At 59.7% G+C, this 23,722-nt stretch carries 19 protein-coding genes and 1 pseudogene; 9 read left to right on the forward strand and 11 right to left on the reverse strand.

Annotated elements, in window-relative coordinates; all coding sequences use genetic code 11:
* The first annotated feature begins 171 nt into the window (after positions 1 to 171).
* The 4 genes from AC1DOG_RS06095 (at position 172) to AC1DOG_RS06110 (ending at position 3,967) form a co-directional block, all read left to right on the forward strand.
* Positions 172 to 1,212, forward strand: coding sequence for an alpha/beta fold hydrolase (locus AC1DOG_RS06095; RefSeq protein ID WP_112943235.1), 1,041 nt, complete (start codon positions 172 to 174; stop codon positions 1,210 to 1,212).
* Between the two features lie 97 nt (positions 1,213 to 1,309).
* Positions 1,310 to 2,050: a response regulator gene (locus AC1DOG_RS06100; protein WP_112943234.1), complete on the forward strand. Its 741-nt coding sequence runs from the start codon at positions 1,310 to 1,312 to the stop codon at positions 2,048 to 2,050.
* Positions 2,047 to 3,363 carry an ATP-binding protein gene (locus AC1DOG_RS06105; RefSeq protein ID WP_112819777.1) on the forward strand — a complete coding sequence of 439 codons (1,317 nt, stop codon included), beginning with the start codon at positions 2,047 to 2,049 and terminating at the stop codon, positions 3,361 to 3,363. The genes AC1DOG_RS06100 and AC1DOG_RS06105 overlap by 4 nt, the downstream gene beginning before the upstream one ends.
* Positions 3,364 to 3,550: 187 nt before the next feature.
* Positions 3,551 to 3,967 carry an organic hydroperoxide resistance protein gene (locus AC1DOG_RS06110; protein WP_112943233.1) on the forward strand — a complete coding sequence of 139 codons (417 nt, stop codon included), beginning with the start codon at positions 3,551 to 3,553 and terminating at the stop codon, positions 3,965 to 3,967.
* A gap of 121 nt (positions 3,968 to 4,088) precedes the next feature.
* Here AC1DOG_RS06110 and AC1DOG_RS06115 read toward each other — a convergent pair whose 3' ends face one another.
* A complete protein-coding gene (locus AC1DOG_RS06115) occupies positions 4,089 to 5,015 on the reverse strand; it encodes a LysR family transcriptional regulator (RefSeq protein WP_477927061.1) in 927 nt (308 codons plus the stop codon).
* Positions 5,016 to 5,117: 102 nt separating this feature from the next.
* Between AC1DOG_RS06115 and AC1DOG_RS06120 the strand changes: the two genes are divergently transcribed.
* Both AC1DOG_RS06120 and AC1DOG_RS06125 read left to right on the forward strand, forming a co-directional pair.
* On the forward strand, positions 5,118 to 5,909 hold the full coding sequence (locus AC1DOG_RS06120) for an SDR family NAD(P)-dependent oxidoreductase (RefSeq protein ID WP_477927062.1): 792 nt from the start codon (positions 5,118 to 5,120) through the stop codon (positions 5,907 to 5,909).
* A 9-nt stretch (positions 5,910 to 5,918) separates the two neighbouring features.
* Positions 5,919 to 6,221, forward strand: coding sequence for a putative quinol monooxygenase (locus AC1DOG_RS06125; protein WP_112943230.1), 303 nt, complete (start codon positions 5,919 to 5,921; stop codon positions 6,219 to 6,221).
* A gap of 132 nt (positions 6,222 to 6,353) precedes the next feature.
* Here the strand turns inward: AC1DOG_RS06125 and AC1DOG_RS06130 are convergent, their stop codons facing one another.
* Positions 6,354 to 7,535 (reverse strand): acyl-CoA dehydrogenase family protein, encoded by a 1,182-nt coding sequence (locus tag AC1DOG_RS06130; RefSeq protein WP_477927063.1) that lies wholly within the window; start codon positions 7,533 to 7,535, stop codon positions 6,354 to 6,356.
* Positions 7,536 to 7,839: 304 nt separating this feature from the next.
* Here AC1DOG_RS06130 and AC1DOG_RS06135 point away from each other — a divergent pair, with 304 nt between their 5' ends.
* Positions 7,840 to 9,228 (forward strand): FAD/NAD(P)-binding protein, encoded by a 1,389-nt coding sequence (locus AC1DOG_RS06135; protein WP_112943229.1) that lies wholly within the window; start codon positions 7,840 to 7,842, stop codon positions 9,226 to 9,228.
* A 289-nt stretch (positions 9,229 to 9,517) separates the two neighbouring features.
* On the opposite strand, the gene AC1DOG_RS06140 is transcribed toward AC1DOG_RS06135, so the two are convergent.
* The 4 genes from AC1DOG_RS06140 to AC1DOG_RS06155 form a co-directional block, all read right to left on the reverse strand.
* The gene (locus tag AC1DOG_RS06140; RefSeq protein ID WP_162725054.1) at positions 9,518 to 9,688 is read right to left on the reverse strand and encodes a hypothetical protein; all 171 of its coding nucleotides are present in this window, start codon (positions 9,686 to 9,688) and stop codon (positions 9,518 to 9,520) included.
* 87 nt (positions 9,689 to 9,775) lie between these two features.
* Positions 9,776 to 10,336, reverse strand: coding sequence for an FMN reductase (gene msuE / locus AC1DOG_RS06145; protein WP_112943228.1), 561 nt, complete (start codon positions 10,334 to 10,336; stop codon positions 9,776 to 9,778).
* Between the two features lie 1,082 nt (positions 10,337 to 11,418).
* Complete coding sequence (locus AC1DOG_RS06150) at positions 11,419 to 12,249, reverse strand: inositol monophosphatase family protein (RefSeq protein ID WP_477927064.1); 831 nt, start codon at positions 12,247 to 12,249, stop codon at positions 11,419 to 11,421.
* A 219-nt stretch (positions 12,250 to 12,468) separates the two neighbouring features.
* Positions 12,469 to 12,807, reverse strand: a complete 339-nt coding sequence (locus AC1DOG_RS06155; RefSeq protein WP_112943225.1) for an ArsR/SmtB family transcription factor — start codon at positions 12,805 to 12,807, stop codon at positions 12,469 to 12,471.
* Positions 12,808 to 13,386: 579 nt separating this feature from the next.
* Here AC1DOG_RS06155 and AC1DOG_RS06160 point away from each other — a divergent pair.
* The gene (locus AC1DOG_RS06160) at positions 13,387 to 16,176 is read left to right on the forward strand and encodes a bifunctional aconitate hydratase 2/2-methylisocitrate dehydratase (RefSeq protein ID WP_112943224.1); all 2,790 of its coding nucleotides are present in this window, start codon (positions 13,387 to 13,389) and stop codon (positions 16,174 to 16,176) included.
* 73 nt (positions 16,177 to 16,249) lie between these two features.
* Here AC1DOG_RS06160 and AC1DOG_RS06165 read toward each other — a convergent pair whose 3' ends face one another.
* The 5 genes and pseudogenes from AC1DOG_RS06165 to AC1DOG_RS06185 form a co-directional block, all read right to left on the reverse strand.
* The gene (locus tag AC1DOG_RS06165; protein WP_477927065.1) at positions 16,250 to 17,323 is read right to left on the reverse strand and encodes a DUF2218 domain-containing protein; all 1,074 of its coding nucleotides are present in this window, start codon (positions 17,321 to 17,323) and stop codon (positions 16,250 to 16,252) included.
* Positions 17,320 to 18,154 (reverse strand): annotated as a pseudogene (locus tag AC1DOG_RS06170) (ABC transporter ATP-binding protein). The gene AC1DOG_RS06165 and the pseudogene AC1DOG_RS06170 overlap by 4 nt, the downstream one beginning before the upstream one ends.
* A complete protein-coding gene (locus AC1DOG_RS06175; protein ID WP_112943221.1) occupies positions 18,151 to 19,185 on the reverse strand; it encodes an iron ABC transporter permease in 1,035 nt (344 codons plus the stop codon). The pseudogene AC1DOG_RS06170 and the gene AC1DOG_RS06175 overlap by 4 nt, the downstream one beginning before the upstream one ends.
* Before the next feature lie 2 nt (positions 19,186 to 19,187).
* Positions 19,188 to 20,228: a FecCD family ABC transporter permease gene (locus tag AC1DOG_RS06180; protein WP_477927066.1), complete on the reverse strand. Its 1,041-nt coding sequence runs from the start codon at positions 20,226 to 20,228 to the stop codon at positions 19,188 to 19,190.
* Positions 20,225 to 21,232, reverse strand: a complete 1,008-nt coding sequence (locus tag AC1DOG_RS06185; RefSeq protein ID WP_477927067.1) for an iron-siderophore ABC transporter substrate-binding protein — start codon at positions 21,230 to 21,232, stop codon at positions 20,225 to 20,227. Before AC1DOG_RS06185 ends, AC1DOG_RS06180 begins: the two co-directional genes overlap by 4 nt.
* A 319-nt stretch (positions 21,233 to 21,551) precedes the next feature.
* Here AC1DOG_RS06185 and AC1DOG_RS06190 point away from each other — a divergent pair, with 319 nt between their 5' ends.
* A complete protein-coding gene (locus AC1DOG_RS06190; RefSeq protein ID WP_112943218.1) occupies positions 21,552 to 23,693 on the forward strand; it encodes a TonB-dependent siderophore receptor in 2,142 nt (713 codons plus the stop codon).
* Positions 23,694 to 23,722: the final 29 nt, after the last annotated feature.

Here is a 23,722-nt window from a genome sequence, read left to right on the forward strand (position 1 = left end):
GAGCTACAGAGCGAAACAATGGGCGGCGGAAGGGCTTGGCGATTGTATCGCAATGTATCCAGACGGGCCGCCGCTACAGTCGCATTCAATAACGGTCCGCCTGCGACACATCGGGGATACACGGCGCCGGCTTTATCGTGAGAATAGTCAACACGGACAGGAGAGAGATCCATGACCAATTTAATCAACCTCGATCGCCGCCGCTTCTTCGGCATCGCCGCAATGACCGTCGCCGCCGTCGAATTCGGCGCCGCAACGCTGGCAAACGCGCAGACCGCGGCCGCCTCGTCCGCAAAGAAGGTTGGTGGGCACCAGTCGTTCGAAGCGCTGAAGCAGATCAATGCAGGTGTGCTTGATATCGGCTACGCCGAGGCCGGCCCGGCAAACGGTCCGGCCGTTCTGCTCCTGCATGGCTGGCCTTACGATATCTACAGCTATGTCGACGTCGCGCCGATCCTCGCCAAGGCTGGATACCGCGTCATCGTCCCTTACCTTCGCGGCTACGGCACCACCACATTCCTCTCCAAGGATACGCCACGTAACGGCCAGCAGTCCGCGCTTGCAGCAGACATGATCGCGCTGATGGATGCGCTCAAGATCGAGAGCGCGATTGTGGCAGGCTACGATTGGGGCGCGCGTACCGCCGACATCATGGCAGTCCTCTGGCCGGAGCGTTGCAACGCGCTGGTTTCGGTGAGCGGCTATCTGATCGGCAGTCAGGAGATCAACAAAAAGCCGCTCGCGCCCAAGGCCGAACTTGCCTGGTGGTATCAGTTTTATTTCGCCACCGAGCGTGGCCGCGCCGGCTATGCGGCCAATACCCGCGATTTCGCGCGGCTGATCTGGCAAACTGCGTCCCCCACCTGGAAGTTCGACGACGCGACCTTCGACCGTTCGGCTCCCGCATTCGACAATCCCGACCACGTCGACATTACCATCCATAACTATCGCTGGCGTCTCGGCATCGTCGAAGGCGAAGCGAAGTATGATGCCTATGAAAAGAAGCTGGCCATGGGGCCCGTCATCACCGTGCCTGCTATCACCATGGAAGGTGACGCCAATGGCGCACCTCATCCCGACCCGTCCGCCTATAAGGCCAAGTTCTCCGGCCATTACGAGCATCGCAACGTAACCGGTGGCATCGGGCACAATCTGCCGCAGGAAGCACCCGAGGCGTTTGCCAAGGCTGTGATCGACGTCGCCTCGTTCTAAAGCGATCGGCCACCTGCGAGAAATCTCCTTTACTCGCGGTGGCCGACGCGAAACTAATAGCTGACTTTAAGGCCGCGAATCGTGTGAAAGACGAGACATGGAGCACATCGACCATATTTTGATCGTGGACGACGATCGTGAGATTCGCGAGCTCGTATCGAGCTATCTGAAGAAGAATGGCTTGCGCACGACCGTCGCAGCCGATGGCCGCCAGATGCGCAGCTTTCTGGAAGGCAATTCCGTCGATCTGATCGTGCTCGACGTGATGATGCCGGGTGACGACGGTTTGGTGCTGTGTCGCGAACTCAGGGCCGGAAAGCACAAGGCCATACCCGTTTTGATGCTAACGGCGCGCGACGACGAAATGGACCGGATTATCGGCCTTGAGATGGGCGCAGACGACTATCTGCCGAAGCCCTTCGCAGCACGCGAGCTTCTGGCGCGCATCAAGGCGGTGTTGCGCCGGACGCGCATGCTGCCGCCCAATCTCCAAATCACCGAGGCCGGTCAGCTCTTGTCCTTTGGCGACTGGCGTCTCGATACCGTCGGCCGCCATCTGCTCGACAAGGAGGGGACAGAGATCGCCTTGAGCGGCGCCGAATACCGGCTGCTCCGGGTCTTCATCGATCACCCTCAACGCGTCCTCAACCGCGACCAGCTGCTCAATCTCACGCAGGGCCGCGATGCGGAGCTGTTCGACCGCTCGATCGATCTTCTGGTGAGCCGCGTGCGCCAGCGGCTGGGCGACGATGCGCGCGAGCCGACTTATATCAAGACGGTGCGCGCCGAAGGCTATGTCTTCTCCGTTCCGGTTGAAATATCGGAGCCGAGGACATGAGCGAGGCGCGCGCTCGCATCGGCTGGTGGCCGGGCTCGTTGCGCTCCCGGCTCTTTCTCATCCTGTTTGCCGGTCTGGCAATCGCCTATGGCCTGTCGTTCAGCATCCTGTTTGCCGAACGCTATATGTCGGCCAAGGCCGTCATGCTGGGCACGCTGGAAAGCGATCTCGCGACCTCGATCGCCGTTATCGACCGTCTGCCTGCCAATGAGCGGGCCGATTGGGTCGATCGCCTGAGCCGCGGCAATTATCGCCTCGTTCTTGGTCCCGGCTTGCCTGGCGTTTCCGACATGTCCGGCCGGGGCGCCGAGATCGCGGAACGGGTAGAGGAAGCGGCGGGTCGCAAGTTTCCCCTCAAGGTCGAATCCATCCCAGGTGACGGCAAGAGACTCCAGGCCCATCTGACGTTGTCTGATGGTGCGCCGCTGACGATTGACGTCACGCCGCGTGGCGTCATGCCGCTGGCCGAATGGCTTCCCTATGTCTTCGCCGCGCAGATGGCGCTTCTCGTCATATGCACCTGGTTTGCCGTGCGCCTGGCCATCCGCCCGCTAAGCGCGCTTGCCGCCGCCGCCGATACGCTTGATCCGGCCCAAAAGGGCGAGCCGATGAGCGAGCGGGGGCCGAGCGAAGTCGCGCACGCTGCCCGCGCCTTCAACGCGATGCGCGACCGTATCGGGCATTATCTGGAGGAGCGCGTACAGATCCTCGCGGCGATCTCGCACGACCTGCAGACGCCCATCACACGCATGAGGCTGCGCGCCGATATGGCCGACGACACGCCGGAGAGAGACAAGCTCGTCAACGACCTGCGCGAAATTGAGCGACTGGTGCAGGACGGCATAGCCTATGCGAGAAGCTCGCATGGCAATGGCGAAAAGAGTTCGCGCATTGATCTCTCTTCCTTCATCGACAGCATTGCCTACGACTATCAGGATACGGGAAAGGCCGTAACCGTGCTCGGCGTCGTTCAAGGTACAGTGTCGACGAAGCCGCATGCTCTGCGACGAATTCTCACGAACTTTATCGACAATGCCATCAAGTTCGCTGGCAGCGCCGACATCGCTGTCGAGCGGAGCGGAGAGGGGGATGTCGTCGTCACCATTTTGGATCGCGGGCCGGGCATCCCCGACGATATGCTTGAGAGCGCCATGCAGCCCTTCTTCCGTGTCGAGACGTCGCGCAACCGCGACACAGGCGGGACAGGGCTTGGACTGGCGATCGCCCAGCAGCTTGCCGGAACGATCGGCGGCTCGGTTCGGCTCTACAACCGCACGGACGGCGGCCTGGCGGCGGAGATCCGGCTCCGCTAAAACTGATCGCTTCGCCGATCATCGGGCGCTTTTTGTAAGGCTGAATGTCTGCGAAGCCGCTGCGTACGTTCTGATACACTTCCGGCATTTTCCGAAACATGCCGGATACGCGGATGCATCAAAAAACTCCCTGTCAGCCAACGTCGCCCAAGCGATGAAAAAAGGCGACGCAACAAAGGAGTGTTCCATGACCAAGATCGATACCGTTCTCTACACCGGCAAGACCCACACCAAAGGCGGCCGCGAAGGATTTGCCCGCAGCGACGACGCACAGCTCGACATTCGCCTGTCGCCTCCCGGCAGCGGCAAGCCGGGCACGAATCCCGAGCAGCTGTTTGCGGCCGGCTGGTCGGCTTGCTTCATCGGCGCGATGACCAAGGCCGCCGGCAAGCGCCAGCTCAGGCTCCCGGCCGAGACGGCGGTCAACGCGGAGGTTGATCTCGGAACCACCGACGGCGCCTATTTCCTGCAAGCGCGTCTGGCGATCAGCCTGCCGGGAATCGATCCCGAACTCGCCCGCGCGATTGTCGACGATGCGCACCAGACATGCCCCTATTCGAAGGCAACGCGCGGCAATATCGCCGTCGAGCTGACATTGGTCTAAGTGGACGGCAAGGGAGGCATTACAATGAAGATAGCTGTCTTTGCGGTCATGATCGCGGCGGTCCTCGCATCGCCCTGTATCTACGATGTCATGTCGAACGAGCCATCCCCCCTTGCTGTGGTCATCGGTTCGCCTCTCCATGGAGCAGAGGCGAACCGGCCAGGGTGACGACCATGTGCTCTATAAAGGCCCGGACGCGGTGGGGCAGCGGGCCGCCGCCCACGTAGACCGCGTGAACCAATTCCAGGTCTCCTGGATTGTGTTCCTCGAGCAGCGGCACCAGGCGTCCGGACCTGATGTCGTCCGCCACATGAAACAGACCAATGCGGGCGATGCCAGCGCCCGCGAGCACCATCTGTTTCATCGTCTCGCCGTTGTTGACCACGATACTGCCCTTTACCGGCTGGCCGACCTCGCGTCCCGCGACGCGAAACGGCCATGCCGGTCGCGCGCGCCGGAAATTGAATGTCAGGCAGTCGTGCTGTTCGAGATCCCCCGGCGTTGCCGGATATCCGCGCCGTTCGAGATAGCCTGGCGCGGCACAGACCACGCGTCGGCTTTGTCCCAGTTTGCGGGCGATCAATCCGCTGTCTGGCAGATTGCCCATCCGGATGGCGACGTCGGTCTGTTCGGCCACCATGTCGACGATGCTGTCGGTCAGGCTGAGATCGACGATCAGATGGGGATTGCCGGCAATGAAATCCGGTATGGCCGGCACCACGAACATCGTACCGAAGGGAATGGTCGCATTGATCCTGAGCCGCCCCCTCATCGCACCGCCCGCGGCCTCCTGATCCGCATCGTCAAGCTCCTGCAGAATTTTCAGCGCTGCATGGTGATAGGCTTCCCCTTCCTCGGTCAGGGTCAAGGCGCGGGTCGTGCGCAACAGGAGCCGCGTGCCGAGCCTGGCCTCCAGACGCGCGATCAACTTGCTGACCGCCGATGGAGTGAGATCGAGATTGCGGGCAGCGGCGGAGAAGCCGCCATCGCGCACAACGCGCGCAAACACTTCCATTTCACCGGAGCGCTCCATCAGGACGCGTGGCATTGATGATCCATGTTCACAGGTGCATGTTCTCGCAAAGCAATAGTTCATTCGGCGGCAAAGTCATAGATTGTGTTCACCAACACAACACATGGAGCCCCCGCAATGGACCTGCAACTTACCGGAAAGTCCGCACTCGTGACCGGCGCCACCGCCGGCATCGGTCTTGAAATCGCCCGTGCGCTCGCGGCGGAAGGTGCGCGCGTCATTATCACCGGGCGCGACGGCGCCAAGCTCGACGCGGCCGTCGCCGCCATTAGGGCAACCGGCAAATCGGACGTGAGCGGATTGCTCGCCGATGCCAGCAGCGCCGAAGGTGCTCAAATCATCGCCAAGGCGGCGCCTGCGGTCGATATTCTTGTCAACAATCTCGGCATCTACGAGAGCAAGGCCTTCGGTGATATCACCGACGCCGATTGGAGCCACCTCTTCGACGTCAACGTCATGAGCGGCGTACGTCTGTCGCGGGCATATCTTCCCGGCATGCTGGAGCGCAACTGGGGGCGTATTATCTTCATCTCGAGCGAATCCGGCCTCGCCATTCCGCAAGACATGATCCACTACGCAACGACCAAAACTGCCCAGCTGTCGATCTCGCGCGGATTGGCGCAGCTGACGCGCGGCAGCAACGTCACGGTCAACTCGGTCCTGCCGGGGCCGACGCGTTCAGAGGGCATCGAGGCGTTTCTGCGCAGCCAGGCCAGCGATCCGTCTGCACCGATCAAGCAAATCGAGGCCGAATTCTTCGCAACCGCGCGTGCCGCTTCGATCCTGCAGCGCATGGTGGATGCCGAAGAGGTGGCCAACCTCGTCGCCTATCTCGCCAGCCCTCGCTCATCGGCCACGAACGGCGCTGCGCTGCGTGCCGAAGGCGGCCTCGTGAACACCATCGCCTGAGGACGATCGATGGCCAACGAACCATTGACCATTATCGCCATCACCACCGCCAAAGCGGGCAAGGAGGCGCTTCTTGGTGAAGCCCAGGAAAAGCTTGTTGCCGAGACGTTGGTCGAGGACGGCTGCCTAAGATACGAACTGCACCAGTCGCTCGATGACGGACGCGTTCGCATTTTTGTGGAGAGCTGGGAGAGCGAAGAAACGTGGCGCGCTCATATGCAGGGCGCCGCGATGCGGCGTTTCCAGTCGCTTGGCGCCGGCGACTACTTCGCTGATTTCGCGCTTCACCGAATGACCAAGATTGCCGGCTGAAGTCGGTTGCCCAGCATGCAGGGCCACAAACCCACAGCGCCGCGCAATTGTGCGGCGCTCAGGAGCAGGAGGCACGCGATAGCAGGACAAAGAGCATTCTCTTGCCCGATCTCAGTCTATCGTCACGTCACTCTATAGGCCCAAACCGCTGCTCGGCGGTGTGATGCCGTTGAGATGATATTGGCCGAGGGCGGCGTGATATCTTCTGTGCGCGGGATCTAGCTGTGCGCGGATGCCGGTCTCCTGACGGAGCCGAGTGAGGCCGGCATCTGCGGCTGACGCTGCGGCGAGTTCGACCAGGGCTTCAGCGGCGTCTATGGCAATCTCCGACGTGAGAATTTTGGCGGCGCCCGCAGCCAGCGCGGCAGCCGTCACGTTTTTCTCGGTCGTCTCGATCTGTGCGATATCGACCTTCAGGCCTGCGCTCTCGATCAGGGCAGTTACGGCCTCCAGCCGGACCGCCAGCGCTCCGATGCGGGTGATGGACCGAGCCTCTCCCGAACTCTCATGGGTGCCGCCATGAACCGATGATCGGGAGTGCATTTTGGTGCTCTCAATGACCTGCGAGAAGCTCCTTCGAGCGATACCGAGATCGACGCTAGCCTCAAGGACCTGACCGAATGCACCCAACGTCGTTGGCCGCTCAAAACTCTTGTAGTGGGCGACGACGGCGTCCGCATGGATGTAGACATGGTCCAAAACCGCCGCGCCGCTGGCAGTGCCCGTTTCTTCTGTTCCATGTTGGACGAACGATATGGTCAACCTGTCCTCTTCGTTCAGCGCGACGATAGCAATCCAATCCGCAAACGCCGCGCTTGCGACCTCGCCTCCGCAACCGCTGACGCGATAGCCCAACCCATCTCGGGTAATTCTGATATCTTCATTGGCGAGGGTCTTTGAACCGCGCTCCGACGGGACACTGGCGAACCTGTCACCGGCAAGGGCACGTGCGAAGAAGTATCGCTTCTGTTCCTGTGTCCCGTCGGTTCTCAGCGTCTCAAGAATGTAAAAATGGTTCTCCACGATCCGGCCAATCCGCGCATCAGCTTGCGAGAGGATCGAGGTGATCTTCGCGAGAACCGCGTTGGATATATCGATGCCGCCATATTCCGGAGGAACGGTAATTGCTAGCAGGCCGGATTGCGATATCGCGTCGGATTCACCGCCGCTCGGACGCCGACACTTATCGGGCGCCGACGCCATTTCCCGATAGCGGCAGGCGAACTGGTTTGCTGTTGCGATCGCTTCTTCTTCGCTTGCCAGTCGGGCAGTCAGCTGGCTAATTCGACCCGTTGCATGAGGAATTCTGTCCATCTCGTGCTCTCCCAGGCTGAGATCACTATGGATGAAAGATCGGCGAGCGAAAGAAAAGAACATTAAATCCATAAACTATCCGAGGCGAGAAAAGTCATTTCTTTGGCGTCGCCGATTGTGCGCCGCTAAGGACTGGGAAACCGCCCTGCGCCCGTTGCCGCATTTGCCCCAATCGCGGCCTCTCAAAAAGAGCTTGCCTTCACAATCATAATTTCTATGCTTTTGGTAGACGATATGCCCTAGCCCGATCCGAGTAAATTTGCCGGTGCATACTGCCGGAGCAATGCAGGAAAGGAACTGACGCATGACACAGCTCCCCTCCAGTTTTTCGGGACAAACGCGAAATCTGCAGACACGTTCGCTGTTCAAGGTCGCGATCGTCGGCCGCGGCTTCACCGGCATTTTGACGGCCATTGCGCTGCTGAGGACGGTCAAAAGGCCATTCCATCTTGTCATGTATGACCCGCAACAGACGGTTGATCTCAGCAGGGGCGTAAGCCAATCGGCAACGACGTTACTCAACAGCCGGGTTCGCGACCTGTCCGTCGATCCGGTGGTTCGCGACGACTTCAGTAGATGGCTCGAGGCGGAGCAGACGCTTGGAGATGGCGCCGACGATGAGGGGGCGGGACTGGATCAATCTTTCGTGCCTGGGGAGCTGTTTTCCCTGTATGTGCATCAGCGCTTCTCCGAAGTGCTGCAAAATAGGACCGACGTCGTCGTGCAGATCTGTCCCGAGATCGTGACGAGCTTGGATCATAGCGTGGAACAGGGATTTTCGCTTTCGTTTGGCGACCGGCAGAGCGCCCGTTTCGATGCGGTCTTTCTCGCTACGGGCTATGGGTTGCGTGAGAATCCGACGGGAGGGCAGGTAGACCCCGGTGGTGATAATGTCGTCGTGATCGGCGCCGGTGTCCGTGCGGTCGATCGGGCCCTTCGCCTGTTGGCAGACGGTCAGGCAGGACACGTAACGCTGATATCGGCTTCAGGTTTCCTGCCGCAATCACATGCCCGCTCGGCCGTGGTGCCGATCGTGTCCGATGAGCCGTTTCCCCGCACGCTTCGCGGTGCCTTCAGGCACCTGCGTCGGGCGGCGGAGGCTGCAAATGCCGATGGAACTGGCTGGCAGGGCATCATGAATGGCTTCAGGCTGCGGGCTCATGATCTGTGGCAAGAGCTGAGCGAGGAAGAGCGCGGCCGCTTCAAGCGCCATGTGCGCGCAATATATGATAGCCATCGTAACCGTCTGCCGCCTGAGCATTTTGAGCGACTTCATCAGGCCATCGCAGATGGTGCTATCACTCTGCGCAAGGGCAAGGTTGAACGCATCGCGACGAATGGGGTGCTTTTTTCAGGACCGGCTGGCCCTGAGGTGCTTTATGCCAGCAGGGCTGTCGATTGCCGGTCGCGGCCAACGGATCTTGATTCTCCGCTCTATCGCTCCGTGTTGCGCGCCGGCCTTGCAAAACGTGACGAGGTCGATCTTGGTATTCTCGTCGATCGCTGCGGCCGCGCGGCCTCGGGACCGCAGCGCTTTCATGGGTTGTTTGCCATGGGCCCGCTCGGCCTGGGTAGTCTGCCCGATATTGACTTGGTGCCGGAGATCGTTACCCAAGGACATGTTGCCGCTGCCGCGCTCGACAGCTGGATCCAAGAACTCTCGCTTTCCGAGCAAGGCTGGGTGGATGGATAGAGCAGGAGCTTTTTGTCACCTGCGGAGTGTGTGATATCTAACGAGCGACACTCCCGCTTCGGCAGGATCTTTCTCGGTCGAGGCTGCGGCCAGATCGCCGTGCGCAACACGGTTTCAAGCGCGTCAATATTGTCGAGCAAGTCTCCACGCACCGTATTGTCGAGACTACCCCGGGCTTCAGCCGCGACAGCGTTTCCGCGTCTAGAGGACCGCGCCTTTCTGCATCGACCGAACAGTTAGGAGTTACGATAACGCACCACGCCTTTGCAGCGCGCAAGATGAGGGATGCTCATTGCCCCGGCCGGGCGTCCCAGATCGTCAATGCGTCCAGGCGAACAAGGCGCTCCGGTAAGAACTGCGTTTCATCTTTGGGTGAGAAGCAGTCGATTTCGAGCTCGTCGCCGGATAAGGGGGCCACGAGGTTGCGCCTGCGCAACATGTGGTTGGTGATGCCGACCACATGTTTTTTGCCCTGCCATAGCTAACCCGGTTCCGGCTATGTCTTGATATCTCGAAGAACTGCACCGCCAAATGCGATAGCTGTCGACTATTCCGCGGCGATTGCCGTAGGCGCGGAGCGCGTGCGCACCAGCGCCGCGGCTTGGACCAGCGCCTGTTCGACGCGGCCAGTGATCGCAGGCGAGGGGGCGCCATCGGTGAAGTCACGGCTCGACGCGTAAACGGCGGTTGGCACGACAAAAGCCTCGAAGAAGGCAAACAGCGGACGGAGCTGGTGTTCGACCATCAGCGCATGCCGGTCGCCGCCACCGGTTGCGGTCAGAATGATCGGCTTGCCGCGCAGATCGGCCGGATCGAGCAGATCGATTACATGCTTGAACAGGCCGGTATAGCTTCCCTTATAGGTCGGTGAGCCGATGACGAGAGCGTCAGCCTCGATGATCGCGCGGATCACCCCCTGCGCCTTCGTGTCGAGGTCCGCGATCGAACGCGCTGTGGCCAGCGCCGGACCGAAATCCTCGATATCGAAGACCACATGCTCCAGACCTGCGCGCTCAGCTAGTGAGGCCGTTACGTTTTCGACGAAGCGCTTCGTGCTGGAGGGTCGAGTGATGTTGCCCGAGAAGCCGACAATAAGATCGTTGCTCATCAAAGTTCCTTTCGCGGGCTTTCCCGCTTATTCGAGGGGTGCGGTTGGCCTGAAGGCCTGTCCGCGCATGCGGATGTTTCACTGCAAGAATGTGTTGCCTCGCCCAAAAATTATTCTCTGTTGCGTGGCAATGGTATGTCTGTTGTCCGGTGTTTCCGATCAGTCACCCCGGTGAGCCAGCTCTGATAGGGCGTGTTCCAGCATCGAATTCGACGTATCCTCTTGTCGCGCATTTTCTTGGAAGTTAAGCAGTGCCGAAGGGATAATGAAGGCAGGCGTTTCTATTTCTATAGAAAAGATAGAATAATTTGCTGCCTTGCGGTTTTGAAGGAAGTTGGAGATCGAACCGAGAGCTTGGCGTGCCCGAAAGCGAGGTCCCAGCCCCGTCAAGGACTTTGCCAAGACTGTCGCCAAGTGGCCTGACGTTGTCGGCAAAGCCGAAGGCAGGACGCGGATACAGCACCACCTCGTTGGCTGCCGCAATACCAAGGTCGGCGAGTGCGACGCAGTTCAAGTCGTCGGGCGAGCCAAGGCCTACCGATGGAGTCTTCAGATTCTGGGCTAGGTTAGCGCCACGAGTGCGCCGTCGGGCGCAATGGCGCAATGCCTTGGATGTGCCGGTTGAGTTCGTAGGCGACGTTTATTCGCTTAGCTGCTGCCGATAGGAGATGATCATCTCGTATATTCTCGCAAGGTTATCGGTAGACGGTGGTTCTCCTCGTCCGAGGAAGCTTTATCATCTGCGCCACTGCGACGAGATTGTGGCCGCTGGCGTAGAAAATGTCTCCCGTACGGATTTGGTCTCGCATGAGACTTGAGTGGCCCACAGCTTGAATTGGTCGTCAGGCAGGCAAGCTTGAAGTTGTCGCTTGGGACAGTCAATAACAACGTCCTGTCAAACGCGGTTGCGGCTGCGCGAAGTCGAATGTGCGATAACAATTCCAGTGGCCGCGGCGGGTCCCGCGCTTGCGCGCACGACCGCTATCGACACGCAAGCCGAGTGTGTCTCATTACACCAATGACGAGGGTTTCGCCGGGTTGGCACCGCAACCGGCGTATCGCCTCACTGAATGTAATTGGAACTAGTTGCTGTCAAATCCTTCGATAAGCCAGGGGTGCAGCGTGTTATTGGCCGCGAGGATGTCGCCGTTCGACGTCACGGGGCCGCCCTTGAATGCCGATATCGTGCCGCCGGCTTCCGTTACCAACAGTGCAGCCGCCCCATAATCATGTGGCGACAAGCTATCTTCAAAGAAACCGTCCAGACGGCCGCTTGCAACATATGCGATCGACAGTGCCGCCGAGCCCGCTCGCCGTACGCCGGCTGTGCTGCCCATCAATCTTTTCAGCGCGTCGAAATAGACGTCCGTTGAAACCGCCTTGACCTGACCGGGAACGGGCAGGCCGGCGCCCACGACGACGTTTTCGATATCGGAGTTGTCGATGCAGGAAATGCGCTCGCCGTTGAGATAGGCGCCACCACCAAGTTCGGCACTGAACAGCTCGTCAAGCATCGGATCATAGACCACGCCAGCAACGATCTGTCCGCTTTCGGCGATCGCAATCGTCATGCCGAAATGCGGGATACCCCAGGCGAAGTTGGTCGTCCCGTCGATCGGGTCGATGTAGATGATCGGCGCATCCATTCCGACCACCCGGTTGCCGACATCCTCTTCGCCCTTGATCGAGTAGGTGGGGAATGCCGCGATCATGTCCGCCACGATGATCCGCTCGACTGCAACGTCGATCTCCGTCTGGTAATCGCGCGGCCCCTTTGACACCACATCACTAATACGCCGGCGCTGCAGCGACCGTCTGGCCGTTTCGCCGGCCTTTACCACCGTCGATGCGAGAGTGATCAGGCGAGGGGAGGCGTTTGGCGAAAGGCGCGCGGCTATTGGAGAGGATGTCATTAGGAACCCGGGTAATGAAACTACAATACAGCCGGAACGCATGGCAGAGCCGCGTGACGTTTTCGTGACGTGCGCCGCGCTTTCCAAGCATGATGTTGACGCCGGAGGCCAGACCTCCAAACGGCTTGCGTGCGAATTGCTCCGGAGGCGACGGGGCAAATGCCGTGTGGCCCTGCGCGCACCGAAGGTTGCCTGGAGCGCGCTCTCTGCACCTCACTCCTACGGGCGCTGCCGGATCGCGCGTTCCCCTTCACCACCACCGGCGCCAATGAGCAAGTCCCGGGCGCTCGCCAATGCTGCGGCGATCGAACGTGGCTGTATCGAGTAGAACACCGATTGCGAGGCGCGCCGCGTCGAGACAAATTCGCAGGCCCGCAGGATGGCGAGGTGTTGCGAGAGCGCCGATTGGCCGAGGCCGAGTTTCTTGGCGAGCACGTTGACCTGAATCTCGCCTTCGGCGAGATTGGTCAGGATCGCGAGCCGGTTGGCGTTTCCGAGAACCGCAAGCTGCTCCGCCAGAGCAGCAATGCCCTGCGGGTTCCGATTGTCTTCCTGCATATGATTTTCCCAATGAAATAGGCGGGAACCGTCGTCCGCGATATCGCGCGTTCCGTCGTTCCCGGAAGTTTAAGCACGAAATGGAACGACTAGCCCGATACCGCCGGCAGTCGCGCGAAGGTCGACGGATGAATGGATTGGAAGCCAATGTGGAAGCCGGCGGAACGAAGCCGTGGCGGCAACAGCGCATTTTCCGCCATATGGGGCGGCTGGCCATGCTGTGATGGAGTAGTGGACATCATGTTCACCCGGTTGAAGTTACGCTGCCACAATCGTTCACAGTGTTGAAAAGACGGTTAACGACTGCGCTTCAACCCTCTGAAAAATTTGAAATACAGATGTCGATCGCGTGCACATCGTCAGTCGATGTCCTTGCGAAGTATGGTTTGGAGAGTTGCTGGTGCGCCGTCAAAATCGCGTGTTCGTCTACCGAAAGTAATATTTTTTTTGTTGAAGTGCGGTATCTGCACGGATGGCCTTGGTTGACACGCACGAAAGCTGTAAGACCTCGGCTGATGAACACTGCCGTTCGGTGGCGCTGCGCGTCGGCGCCCCACACACCATGACGTTGGGATTGCGATGAACCTGTACTTGGAATACCTGGCCGAAATCAAAAGCAGAGAAACTCAAGGGCTCGCCCCCAAGCCGATCGATGACGGCGCGCTGACCGGCGAAATCACTGCCCTGATCGAGGATACCGGCAGCGAGCACCGCGCCGATGCTTTGAAATTCTTCATCTACAACACGCTCCCTGGCACGACGAGTGCCGCCGGCGTCAAGGCTGCCTTCCTCAAGAAGATCATCCTCGGCGAGACCAACGTACCCGAAATCACCCCGAAATTCGCCCTCGAGCTGCTGTCGCACATGAAGGGCGGTCCGTCGGTCCAGGTTTTGCTCGACGTAGCACTCGGCAACGATGCCGAAATTGCCTGTCAGGCCGGCGACGTGCTGAAGACCCAGGTTTTCCTCTACGACGCCGACATGTTCCGCCTGCGCGATGCCTACAAGGCCGGCAATGCCGTCGCCAAGGACGTTCTCAAGAGCTACGCCAAGGCCGAATTCTTCACCAAGCTTCCTGATGTCGAAGACGAGATCAAGGTCGTGACCTTCATCGCCGCCGAAGGCGATATCTCGACCGACCTTCTCTCTCCCGGCAACCAGGCGCATTCGCGCTCCGACCGCCAGCTGCACGGCCAGTGCATGATCACGCCTGAGGCACAGGCCGAGATCGTCGCCCTGCAGCAGCAGCACCCGGACAAGCGGGTCATGATGATCGCCGAAAAGGGCACGATGGGCGTTGGTTCCTCGCGCATGTCCGGCGTCAACAACGTGGCGCTGTGGACCGGCAAGCAGGCGAGCCCCTACGTTCCCTTCGTCAACTTCGCCCCAGTCGTCGCCGGCACCAACGGCATCTCGCCGATCTTCGCGACCACCGTCGACGTCACCGGCGGCATCGGCCTCAACCTGAAGAACTGGGTGAAGAAGCTCGACGACAACGGCAAGCCGATCCTCAACAACGAAGGTAACCCGATCCTTGACCAGAAGTTTTCGGTCGAAACCGGCACTGTGTTGAAGATCGACGCGAAGAACAAGAAGCTGCGCGACGAGGCCGGCAACGAGCTGGTCGATGTCGCGTCTTCCTTCACGCCGCAGAAGATGGAGTTCATGAAGGCCGGCTCGTCCTACGCCATCGTCTTCGGCAAGAAGCTCCAGACCTTCGCCGCCCAGACGCTCGGTGTCGAAGCCACCCCGGTTTTCGCTCCCAACAAGGAAATCGCCATTGAGGGCCAGGGCCTGACGGCGGTCGAAAAGATCTTCAACCGCAACGCAGTCGGCGTGACACCCGGCAAGGTGCTGCATGCCGGCTCCGACGTGCGCGTCAAAGTGAACATCGTCGGCTCGCAGGACACGACAGGCCTGATGACCGCGCAGGAACTGGAAGCGATGGCGGCCACCGTCATTTCGCCGCTTGTCGACGGCGCCTACCAGTCCGGTTGCCACACGGCATCGGTCTGGGACAAAAAGGCTCAGGCCAACATTCCGAAGCTCATGTCCTTCATGAACAACTTCGGCGTCATCACCGCCCGCGACCCGAAGGGCAGCTACCATGCGATGACCGACGTCATCCACAAGGTGCTGAACGACATTACCGTCGACGACTGGGACATCATCATCGGCGGCGACAGCCATACCCGTATGTCGAAGGGCGTGGCCTTCGGTGCCGACTCGGGCACTGTCGCGCTGGCGCTCGCCACCGGCGAAGCCACCATGCCGATCCCGCAGTCGGTCAAGGTCACTTTCAAGGGCACGATGCAGCCCTACATGGACTTCCGCGACGTCGTTCACGCCACCCAGGCGCAGATGCTCAAGCAGCATGGCGACAACGTCTTCCAGGGCCGCATCATTGAAGTCCATATCGGCACGCTGCTCGCCGACCAGGCCTTCACCTTCACCGACTGGACGGCCGAGATGAAGGCCAAGGCCTCCATCTGCATCTCGGAAGACGAGACGCTGATCGAGAGCTTGGAGATCGCCAAGTCGCGCATGCAGATCATGATCGACAAGGGCATGGACAATGAGGCTCAGACGCTGAAGGGTCTGATCGCCAAGGCCGATCGCCGCATCGCAGAGATCCGTTCGGGCGAAAAGCCGGCGCTGACGCCTGACGATAATGCGAAGTATTTCGCCGAAGTCGTCGTCGACCTCGACCTGATTGACGAGCCGATGATCGCCGACCCCGACGTCAACAATGCCGACGTCTCGCGCCGCTACACCCACGACACGATCCGTCCGGTCTCCTACTATGGCGGCACCAAGAAGGTGGACCTCGGCTTCGTGGGCTCCTGCATGGTGCACAAGGGCGACATGAAGATCGTCGCCCAGATGCTGAAGAACATCGAGAAGAACGAGGGCAAGGTCGAGTTCAAGGCACCGCTCGTCGTCGCTGCGCCGACCTATAACATCATCGACGAGCTGAAGGCCGAAGGTGACTGGGAAATCCTCCAGAAGTATTCGGGCTTCGAATTCGACGATGTCAAGCCGAAGACATCGAACCGCACCGAGTACGAGAACATCCTCTATCTCGAGCGCCCGGGCTGCAACCTGTGCATGGGTAACCAGGAAAAGGCCGAGAAGGGCGACACCGTTCTCGCCACCTCGACCCGTCTCTTCCAGGGCCGCGTCGTTGAAGACACCGCGGAGAAGAAGGGTGAATCGCTACTCGCTTCGACTCCGCTGGTGGTTCTCTCCGCGATCCTCGGCCGCACGCCGAGCATCGAGGAGTATCGTGTGGCCGTCGAAGGTATCAACCTGACGAAGTTTGCTCCGCCGAAGACGACGCCGATCGACAGCCGGTCCGTCCACTACTGAGGTTCTGATCTGACCAAAACGCCCCTCAATGCGATCCATTGAGGGGCGTTTTGCGTTCCAGGGTAATGAGTTATTAGCGTGAAGTATCGCTGCCGGCTGCCCAATACCAGGCAACGTACATCTTCTTCTTGTCGTGCTGGAGAGCTTTAAGTCGCGCCTTGATCGCGCGGATGTCTTCCTTCTCGCATGCAACCCACACGAAGGTGTCATCGGTCATCGAACCGATCGCTGCTTCAGCTTCTTCTCGCAGGATATTTCTGCCATCGGACAGATAGTCGCGGCGATGCAGCCAGCGGACATCGAGTGAAGCGGGAGATGGCAGAGGTTGTTCCTCTGCCTTGTCTGAGATTTCGATAATCGCCCGAATTCGTGTACTCGCCGGCATCTCAGCAACGATTCGCGCGATAGCGGGCAGGGCACTCTCGTCACCGACCATTAGAAGCTCGCTGGCCTCGGGAAGTGCGCCACCTCCGGGCCCGAGCAAGGCCACCTTGTCGCCCGGCCGGGCATCGCGAGCGAAATCTGCGCCCGGCGTTTCGACGCCAAGGGCGGGGTGCTGTAGAAAATCGATCCAGAGCTCGCGGCGTTTGATATCGACCTCGCGGATCGTGTAGACCCGCACCAGCAAGGCGTCTTCGCCCTGCGGCCAAGCAACACGACCGTCCTCGCGCAGGCCCGGCCACACGGGGTTGCGGCCTTTAGGCGGAACAAGCAGTCGAACATGCATGTCTCCGCCGATGAACGGGCTGACATCGGCACAGGCGAACTTGACCCGGCGCATATGCGGCGTGACATCCTCGGTCGACGCAACCGTCACCTCATGAATATTGGGTAACTGAGCAAGCGCACCAGATTGCGACCAGGAAAGCTCCAGCGCATCGTCGCCCGCGAAATAGAATAGATGCTCGGCAATGCTCGTACGGCTCATCTGCAATGCCTGTTGTGAAGGGCAAGTCAGTTCGATGGATAGCCGCTGATCGTCGATGCGTATGTCGGCGCAACCAAGCTTGCTGGTGAGTACCGCCCCATACTCCGTGCGCCTGACATCCGCATGTTCGACAAAGTGCTCGCAGATTTCGCTCAGCATCTGATCGGCGTCCCTGGGAATAGCGACGCCACAGAGCTTGAATTCCTGGGTGTTGTTCATTTCACCGTCTCCTTGGCACTCACGCTCGGTACCATGTGGTTTCGACCGATCGGAAGCATGATGGGGCGTCCCGATGTTGGGTCGATGATGATGCGGCTCTCCAGGCCAAAAACCTGTCGGACATTTTCTTCGGTCAAGACTTTCTCCGGGGCTCCCGTGACGTGGACTCGACCGCTGCTCATTGCAACCAGATAGTCAGCGTAGCGCGCGGCGAGATTGAGATCGTGAAGCACCATGACGACGGTAGTGCCTCGCTCCCGATTAAGATCAGTCAGGAGATCAAGGACTTCGATCTGATGGCTTATGTCGAGGAATGTCGTCGGTTCGTCCAACAGAAGAATATCAGTGGCTTGCGCCAGCGCCATGGCGATCCACACGCGCTGGCGCTGACCTCCCGATAATTCGTCCACGGCCCGATCTGCGAGTTCGGCGGTGTTTGTTGCCGCAAGAGCGCCATCCACTGCCTCGTCGTCCGTGCTGTTCCAGCGTGAGAACAGGCTCTGGTGCGGATGCCGGCCGCGGCTGACGAGGTCAGCAACCGTGATGCCTTCGGGTGCTACCGGTGACTGGGGAAGCAGGAAGCAGCCCCAGAGAGCGCGCTAGCTCTCGCGGTGGTGTTTTGTGGACCGATTTTCCATCAAGAAGCACCTGTCCAGCGATGGGCGACAGGAGCCTCGACATTGCCCGGAGCAAAGTCGACTTGCCGCAGGCATTGGCGCCGACGATCACGGTTATCTTCCCGGGCGGAATTGCGAGGTCGAGATCGTGCAGGATTTCCGTTTCGCCGTAGCCTGCCGAAAGATTGCCGGCTGTCAGAGTACGAGCCATCATAGGGAACCTCCGGTCCGGTTGACGCGGACGATCAGGAAAATCAAATAAGGTGCGCCTAGCGCTCCGGTTACAACACCAACAGGATAGCGGCCGGGTAGCAGAAACTGGCCGATGTAATCGCCGCCAAGAACCAACAGGGCGCCGATCAGCGCCGAGGGTACGAGCAGCGATCCGCTGCCGCCGACGATGCGGGCGGCAATTGGCCCGGCAAGGAATGCTACGAAGGCGATCGGGCCTGTTACGGCTGTCGCTGTTGCGATGACGCCGACTGCGCCGATGATGATCATGATCCGGGTTCGCGATACGCGCACCCCGAGTGCTGCGGCGGTGTCATCGCCAAGGCGGAGTGCCTCAAGGTCCTGGCTCCGGCTTACGAGAAGGCCGCCGAAGACGACAAGTGACAGGACAAGCGGCGCAGCCTGACCCAGCTGGACACCGTTGACACTGCCAGTCAACCACCGCATGGCTTCCTGCAGGTTCCACGCCGGCGCCTGGGAAAGGACGTATGAAATGATACTCTCCAGCATGGCGGAGACTGCGATCCCCACCAGGACCAGACGCGTTCCCGCAACGCCGTTTCGCGACGAGAGGCCGTAAACCATCAGGGCGACGCCAAGCCCGCCGACCACTGCGATAATTGAAACGATTGGCCCTCTCATCGACAGTATGATGATTGCAAACACCGCTGCCGCCCCGGCGCCCGAACTTATTCCGATGATATCGGGACTGGCGAGGGGGTTGCGCAGCATGACCTGAAACGCAACGCCTCCAAGGCCAAAACTCAAGCCAGCGAGAATGGCGAGCACGGCGCGGGGCAAGCGCAACTGACCGACCGTGAAGCTCGCGCCCGGGACGTTCTCTCCGATCAGGACACGCAGGACGTCACCCGGCGGCGTCACGGTCTGTCCAACACACAGCGAGAAAGCGAAGATGGCGACAACGAGGAGCAGAAGCGCGAGCACAACGGCCGCATGTCTGCGGGCGCGGCGACGACGGCCGGTGGCCGTCAAACCCGATACGGACGAAGACATGGTCACAGTTCACGTACCCTATGTCGTCTGACGATCCAAATGAAGAACGGTGCGCCAATCAGGGCCGTAACAACACCGACATCGAGTTCTCCCGGCCGAGCGACGATGCGCCCCACGATGTCTGCTGCCAGGAGCAGACAGGCCCCGCCTATGGCGCAGAAGGGCAGGAGCCAGCGGTGATCGACGCCGATCAGCAGCCTGCAAAGATGCGGAACGACCAGACCTATGAAGCCAATGGGCCCGCAGATAGCCGTTGTTGCGCCGCATAGCAAAATCGCCCCAAGCGCGCCCATGGCGCGCGCTGTTGCTACACGTTCACCGAGCCCAGCCGCCATATCGTCACCCAGAGCAAGCGAGTTCAGCTTTCGGGCGGAAAGAAAGCTGATCGCAAATCCCACCAATAGGAATGGCAGAACGGGCAGGATCCGCTCGAACGCCGCCCCACCCACGCCGCCGATCTGCCATGAGCGTATGCCGCCGGCAATGTCGGCACGCGGCAGAACGACCGCGATCACCATTGAGGCAAAGGCGACGGAAGTCGCGGCGCCGGCAAGCGTCAGCTTCAGCGGTGTGGCTCCGCCACGCCCCAGCGAGCCGATGGTATAGACAAAGCAGGCCGAGCAGCCGGCGCCAAATATCGCGGTCCAGACGTAGGCTTCGGCTGAGGCGATGTGGAACCATGCGACGCCCACTACCACAGCGAGCGAGGCTCCCATGTTCACGCCGAGGATACCAGGATCGGCCAACGGGTTGCGCGTCACGCCCTGCATGATTGCGCCCGCAAGGCCAAGAGCGCCGCCTGCAAGCATAGCCAGCACAGTGCGTGGGATAAGAACGGCAACTGCAGCCTGTCCGATATCGTCCACACGTCCGAAGAGCGCCGCGCCAATATCGCTCCATGGCACCTCACGAGTGCCAACGGTAATAGACAAGGCGAGCAAAGCCATGAGCAGCACGAAGAGACCTGCCAGCCACAAACCTCGCGCGCCATTCGACCGGGCAGCAATTGTTGCCGGCACGACGGTTCTCCTCGTCGCCTTCATTTCGACTTTCCCACGCCCTCGGCAAGCAGGGCAACATAGTCCTTCAAGACCCAGGAAATCGAGAGCGGCGTGGGATTTGCAGCCGTCCCGACGCTGTTTGCGCCGAGAACGACGATCGCGCCCTTTTCGACAGCCGGCATCTTGGACATCAAAAGGTTTGCGGTGAATGCCGACAGCAGTTTCATGTTGCCATAGGTCACGACGAGATCGACGTCGTCGAACATGTCGATGCGTTCAGCGCTGATCGAGCCCGAGAACTTTCCGGGTTGCGAAACGTCGACGACGCTCTTTGGGCTCTCAAGTCCCAGATCCTTGAAGAACTTCACCCGCGTATCGTTGGTCGTGTAGAAGTTGATCGTGCTGAGGTCGAGCGGGTTGAGATGCGTGACGAACATGGCCTTCCTGCCGCGGATCTCCGGGTGCGTGGCCACGGCGGCGGTGATCTCGCCTTCGATTTTCTTGATCAACGCCTCGCCCTCGGGCGCCATGCCCATGCCGGCACTGTTGAGGCGGATCATCTCGCGCCAGTCGGTGGACCACGCGGCGTCAGGGTAGGCGACGACAGGCGCGATTTGGCTCAGCGTATCGTAGTCGGCCTGGCTGAGACCGGAATAAGAGGCGAGAATGACGTCGGGATGAGTGGCAGCGACTGCCTCAAAGTCGATACCATCTCCTTCGTCGAACAGCACAGGCTTGTCAGCGTGAAGCTCCTTCAGACTTTGGGCGACCCAAGGCAGAAGTCCGTCGCCGTCATCATCGCCGAAGTTCGCTCTCGCAAAGCCCACGGGCACGACGCCAAGCGCCAGGGGCACCTCATGGTTTGCCCAGGCAACCGTCGCGATCCTCTCGGGCTTTTTGGGAATGATCGTCGTGCCGAGCGCATGCTTTATGGTGATGGGGTAGGTTACGCCATCATTGGCGAGCGCGCCGTTCAATGTGCCGCCGGCGGCGAGTGTGTATACGAAGGTCAACACCGCGAGGGTCAGACGCCAGAACCGAAACATTGTACATACTCCGCCAAACGTATAAGTGGACTCTCACTTTCAGGTTAAGGCGTGAGCGTCAACGGCAATGCGTTTGTCGAATGGCAATGCAGGCGAGATTCCCATGGTATCCTACAAAACACGGAAAACTTACAATACTAGACAAACGTGCTCAAGTTAGTGGCTTTAGCGGGGGACGCGGACGAGACCATGCCGGCTGGCGAATGCTTCATGCCATTCACAATGCCGTTCGGTACGTGCGTTCTCCACGCAACCGGCATGCACTCTCGGTTTTCCACCGGGTGCCTACCATGGTGAAAACAGCTTCTGGAACGCGAGTATGAATATCGAAACGACAAGTCTGCGCTCTCAACGAACCCGTCTTCGCTGGCGTAAGGCGGTGCTGCTGGGATGTACAGCGATCGGAGCACTTGCTCCCGCTGTCGCCTTTGCACAGGACGCATCCAGCTCGGATCCTGCAACGACGCTGGCGCCGATCGTGTTGGAAGGGCGAAAGGCTACTGGCACCAAGCTCGATACCAGCAACGATTCGAAATCGATAGTCGCCACTCAGACCACTGGCGCCGGGAAGCTGGCGACTGAGATCCTGGACACACCAGCCTCCGTTTCGGTCATCACCTCCAAGGAAATCGAGGAGCGCAATGCCGACACTGTGGAAAAGGTCGTGCAGTACACTTCCGGTGTCGTGACCGACTTCTACGGCTCGGACGATCGTTTCGATTATTTCGATATCCGCGGATTTACGCCCTACACCTATCGTGATGGGCTGGCGATCGGCAGAACATTTGCAGGTGTGCGGGAAGAGCCCTACGCATTCGAGCGTATCGAAATACTGAAGGGCGCCAGTTCGTCAAGCTTTGGTGCGGCGGAACCCGGTGGCTCAGTCAACTACGTGACCAAGACACCGAAGTCGGAACGCTTCGGCGAAATCTATGCGACGGGCGGCTCTTTCTCCCACAAGGAAACCGGTTTTGATTTCGGCGACAACATCACTGCCGATGACACGTTGTCCTATCGTCTGACCGGCAAGCTGCAACGGGCGGACGATGAATATGATTTTTCCCAGAACGACGAAAACTTCATCATGGGTGGCCTAACCTGGCGCCCTACCGACGCAACAAATCTTACGGTTGTCTACGATCACCTGGACAAGGATGGTGTTCCTGGTAGCGGTGGCCATCCTCTTGGCACTGATCTCGACCGGAGCGCGTTCTTCGGCGAGCCAGACTATTATTTCAACTCTACGAACCGCAACACCTTGAGCGTGATGTTTGACCATGAGTTTGATAACGGTCTGAGCTTCAGTTCCAAGGCTCGTTACAGCAAGTCGAACGATGGCTTCGGCAGCGCCTACATCGGAAGCACACCAACCGACGGTTCGACGACGGCCGGCCGCTACTTCTTTGGCAACGAGAGGGCTAACGAGCAGTTCATCATTGACGCGAACCTTGTTTACGAAGCGAATTTTAATGAGGTCGAAAGCCGCACGCTTCTTGGTGGCGAATATAACGCATTCAAATCAGACAGCGACAATTTCTACACAGGGGCGCCTTCGATCGACTGGTTAAATCCAGTCTACACCGGTGGCCCTGGCACAATGTTGCCGTACGCGAGCACCCTCAACGATCAGAAGACGGCGGCGCTCTATTTGCAGCAGGATCTGACATTCTTCGACAGGCTGACGGTGAGCGTCGGATTGCGCAATGACTGGCTCGATCTCGACGAGACTGACCAGCTTTCCAACGTCACGAAGTCGGGAACTCATAGCGAATTCACCAAGCGCATCGGTATCAGCTACAAGCTTACCGATGAATGGGCGACCTATGCGAGCTACGCCGAGTCGGCTGCTCCGCCCGCGGCGGGCGCGGATCCGACGACCGGCAAGCAGTATGAAGTCGGCGTCAAATACAAGCCGGATGCATTTCCTGCCTTGTTCACCGCTTCGGTCTATGACCTGACAAAGGGCAACATCACTGTCGCCGACCAGGTCACTTATCTTCCGATAACCGTCGATAAGGTCAGGCATCGCGGCTTCGAATTCGAAGCCAAGGCGGAGATGACCGACAACATCAACCTGATCGCCAGCTACAGTTATATCGCCTCCCATATCGACGAGCCCGGCGGTCTGAACGACGGCAACCGATTGATGCGTGTTCCGAAGCATTTCGCTTCGGTGTGGGGTACCTATACCCTGGAAGGCGATGGACCTCGTGGAGACATGACCTTTGGCCTCGGCGCGCGCTATACCGGTGCCTACTTCACGAATATCACCAATACGATCTCAGCCGACAGCGCGGTCGTATTCGATGCCGCCTTCACCTACAAGTTTGCCGAAAATACGTCGTTCCAGCTTAATGCGAGCAACCTGTTCGACGAAAAGCACGTCGCCAGCAAGGATAGTGGTGCGGTCTACTACAATCCTGGCCGCACGATCATGGCAACGCTGCGCCAGACGTGGTGATAGAGCGCCAAAAACTCGGACTGTCCCGC

This window comes from Rhizobium sp. 01N48 (assembly GCF_056399145.1).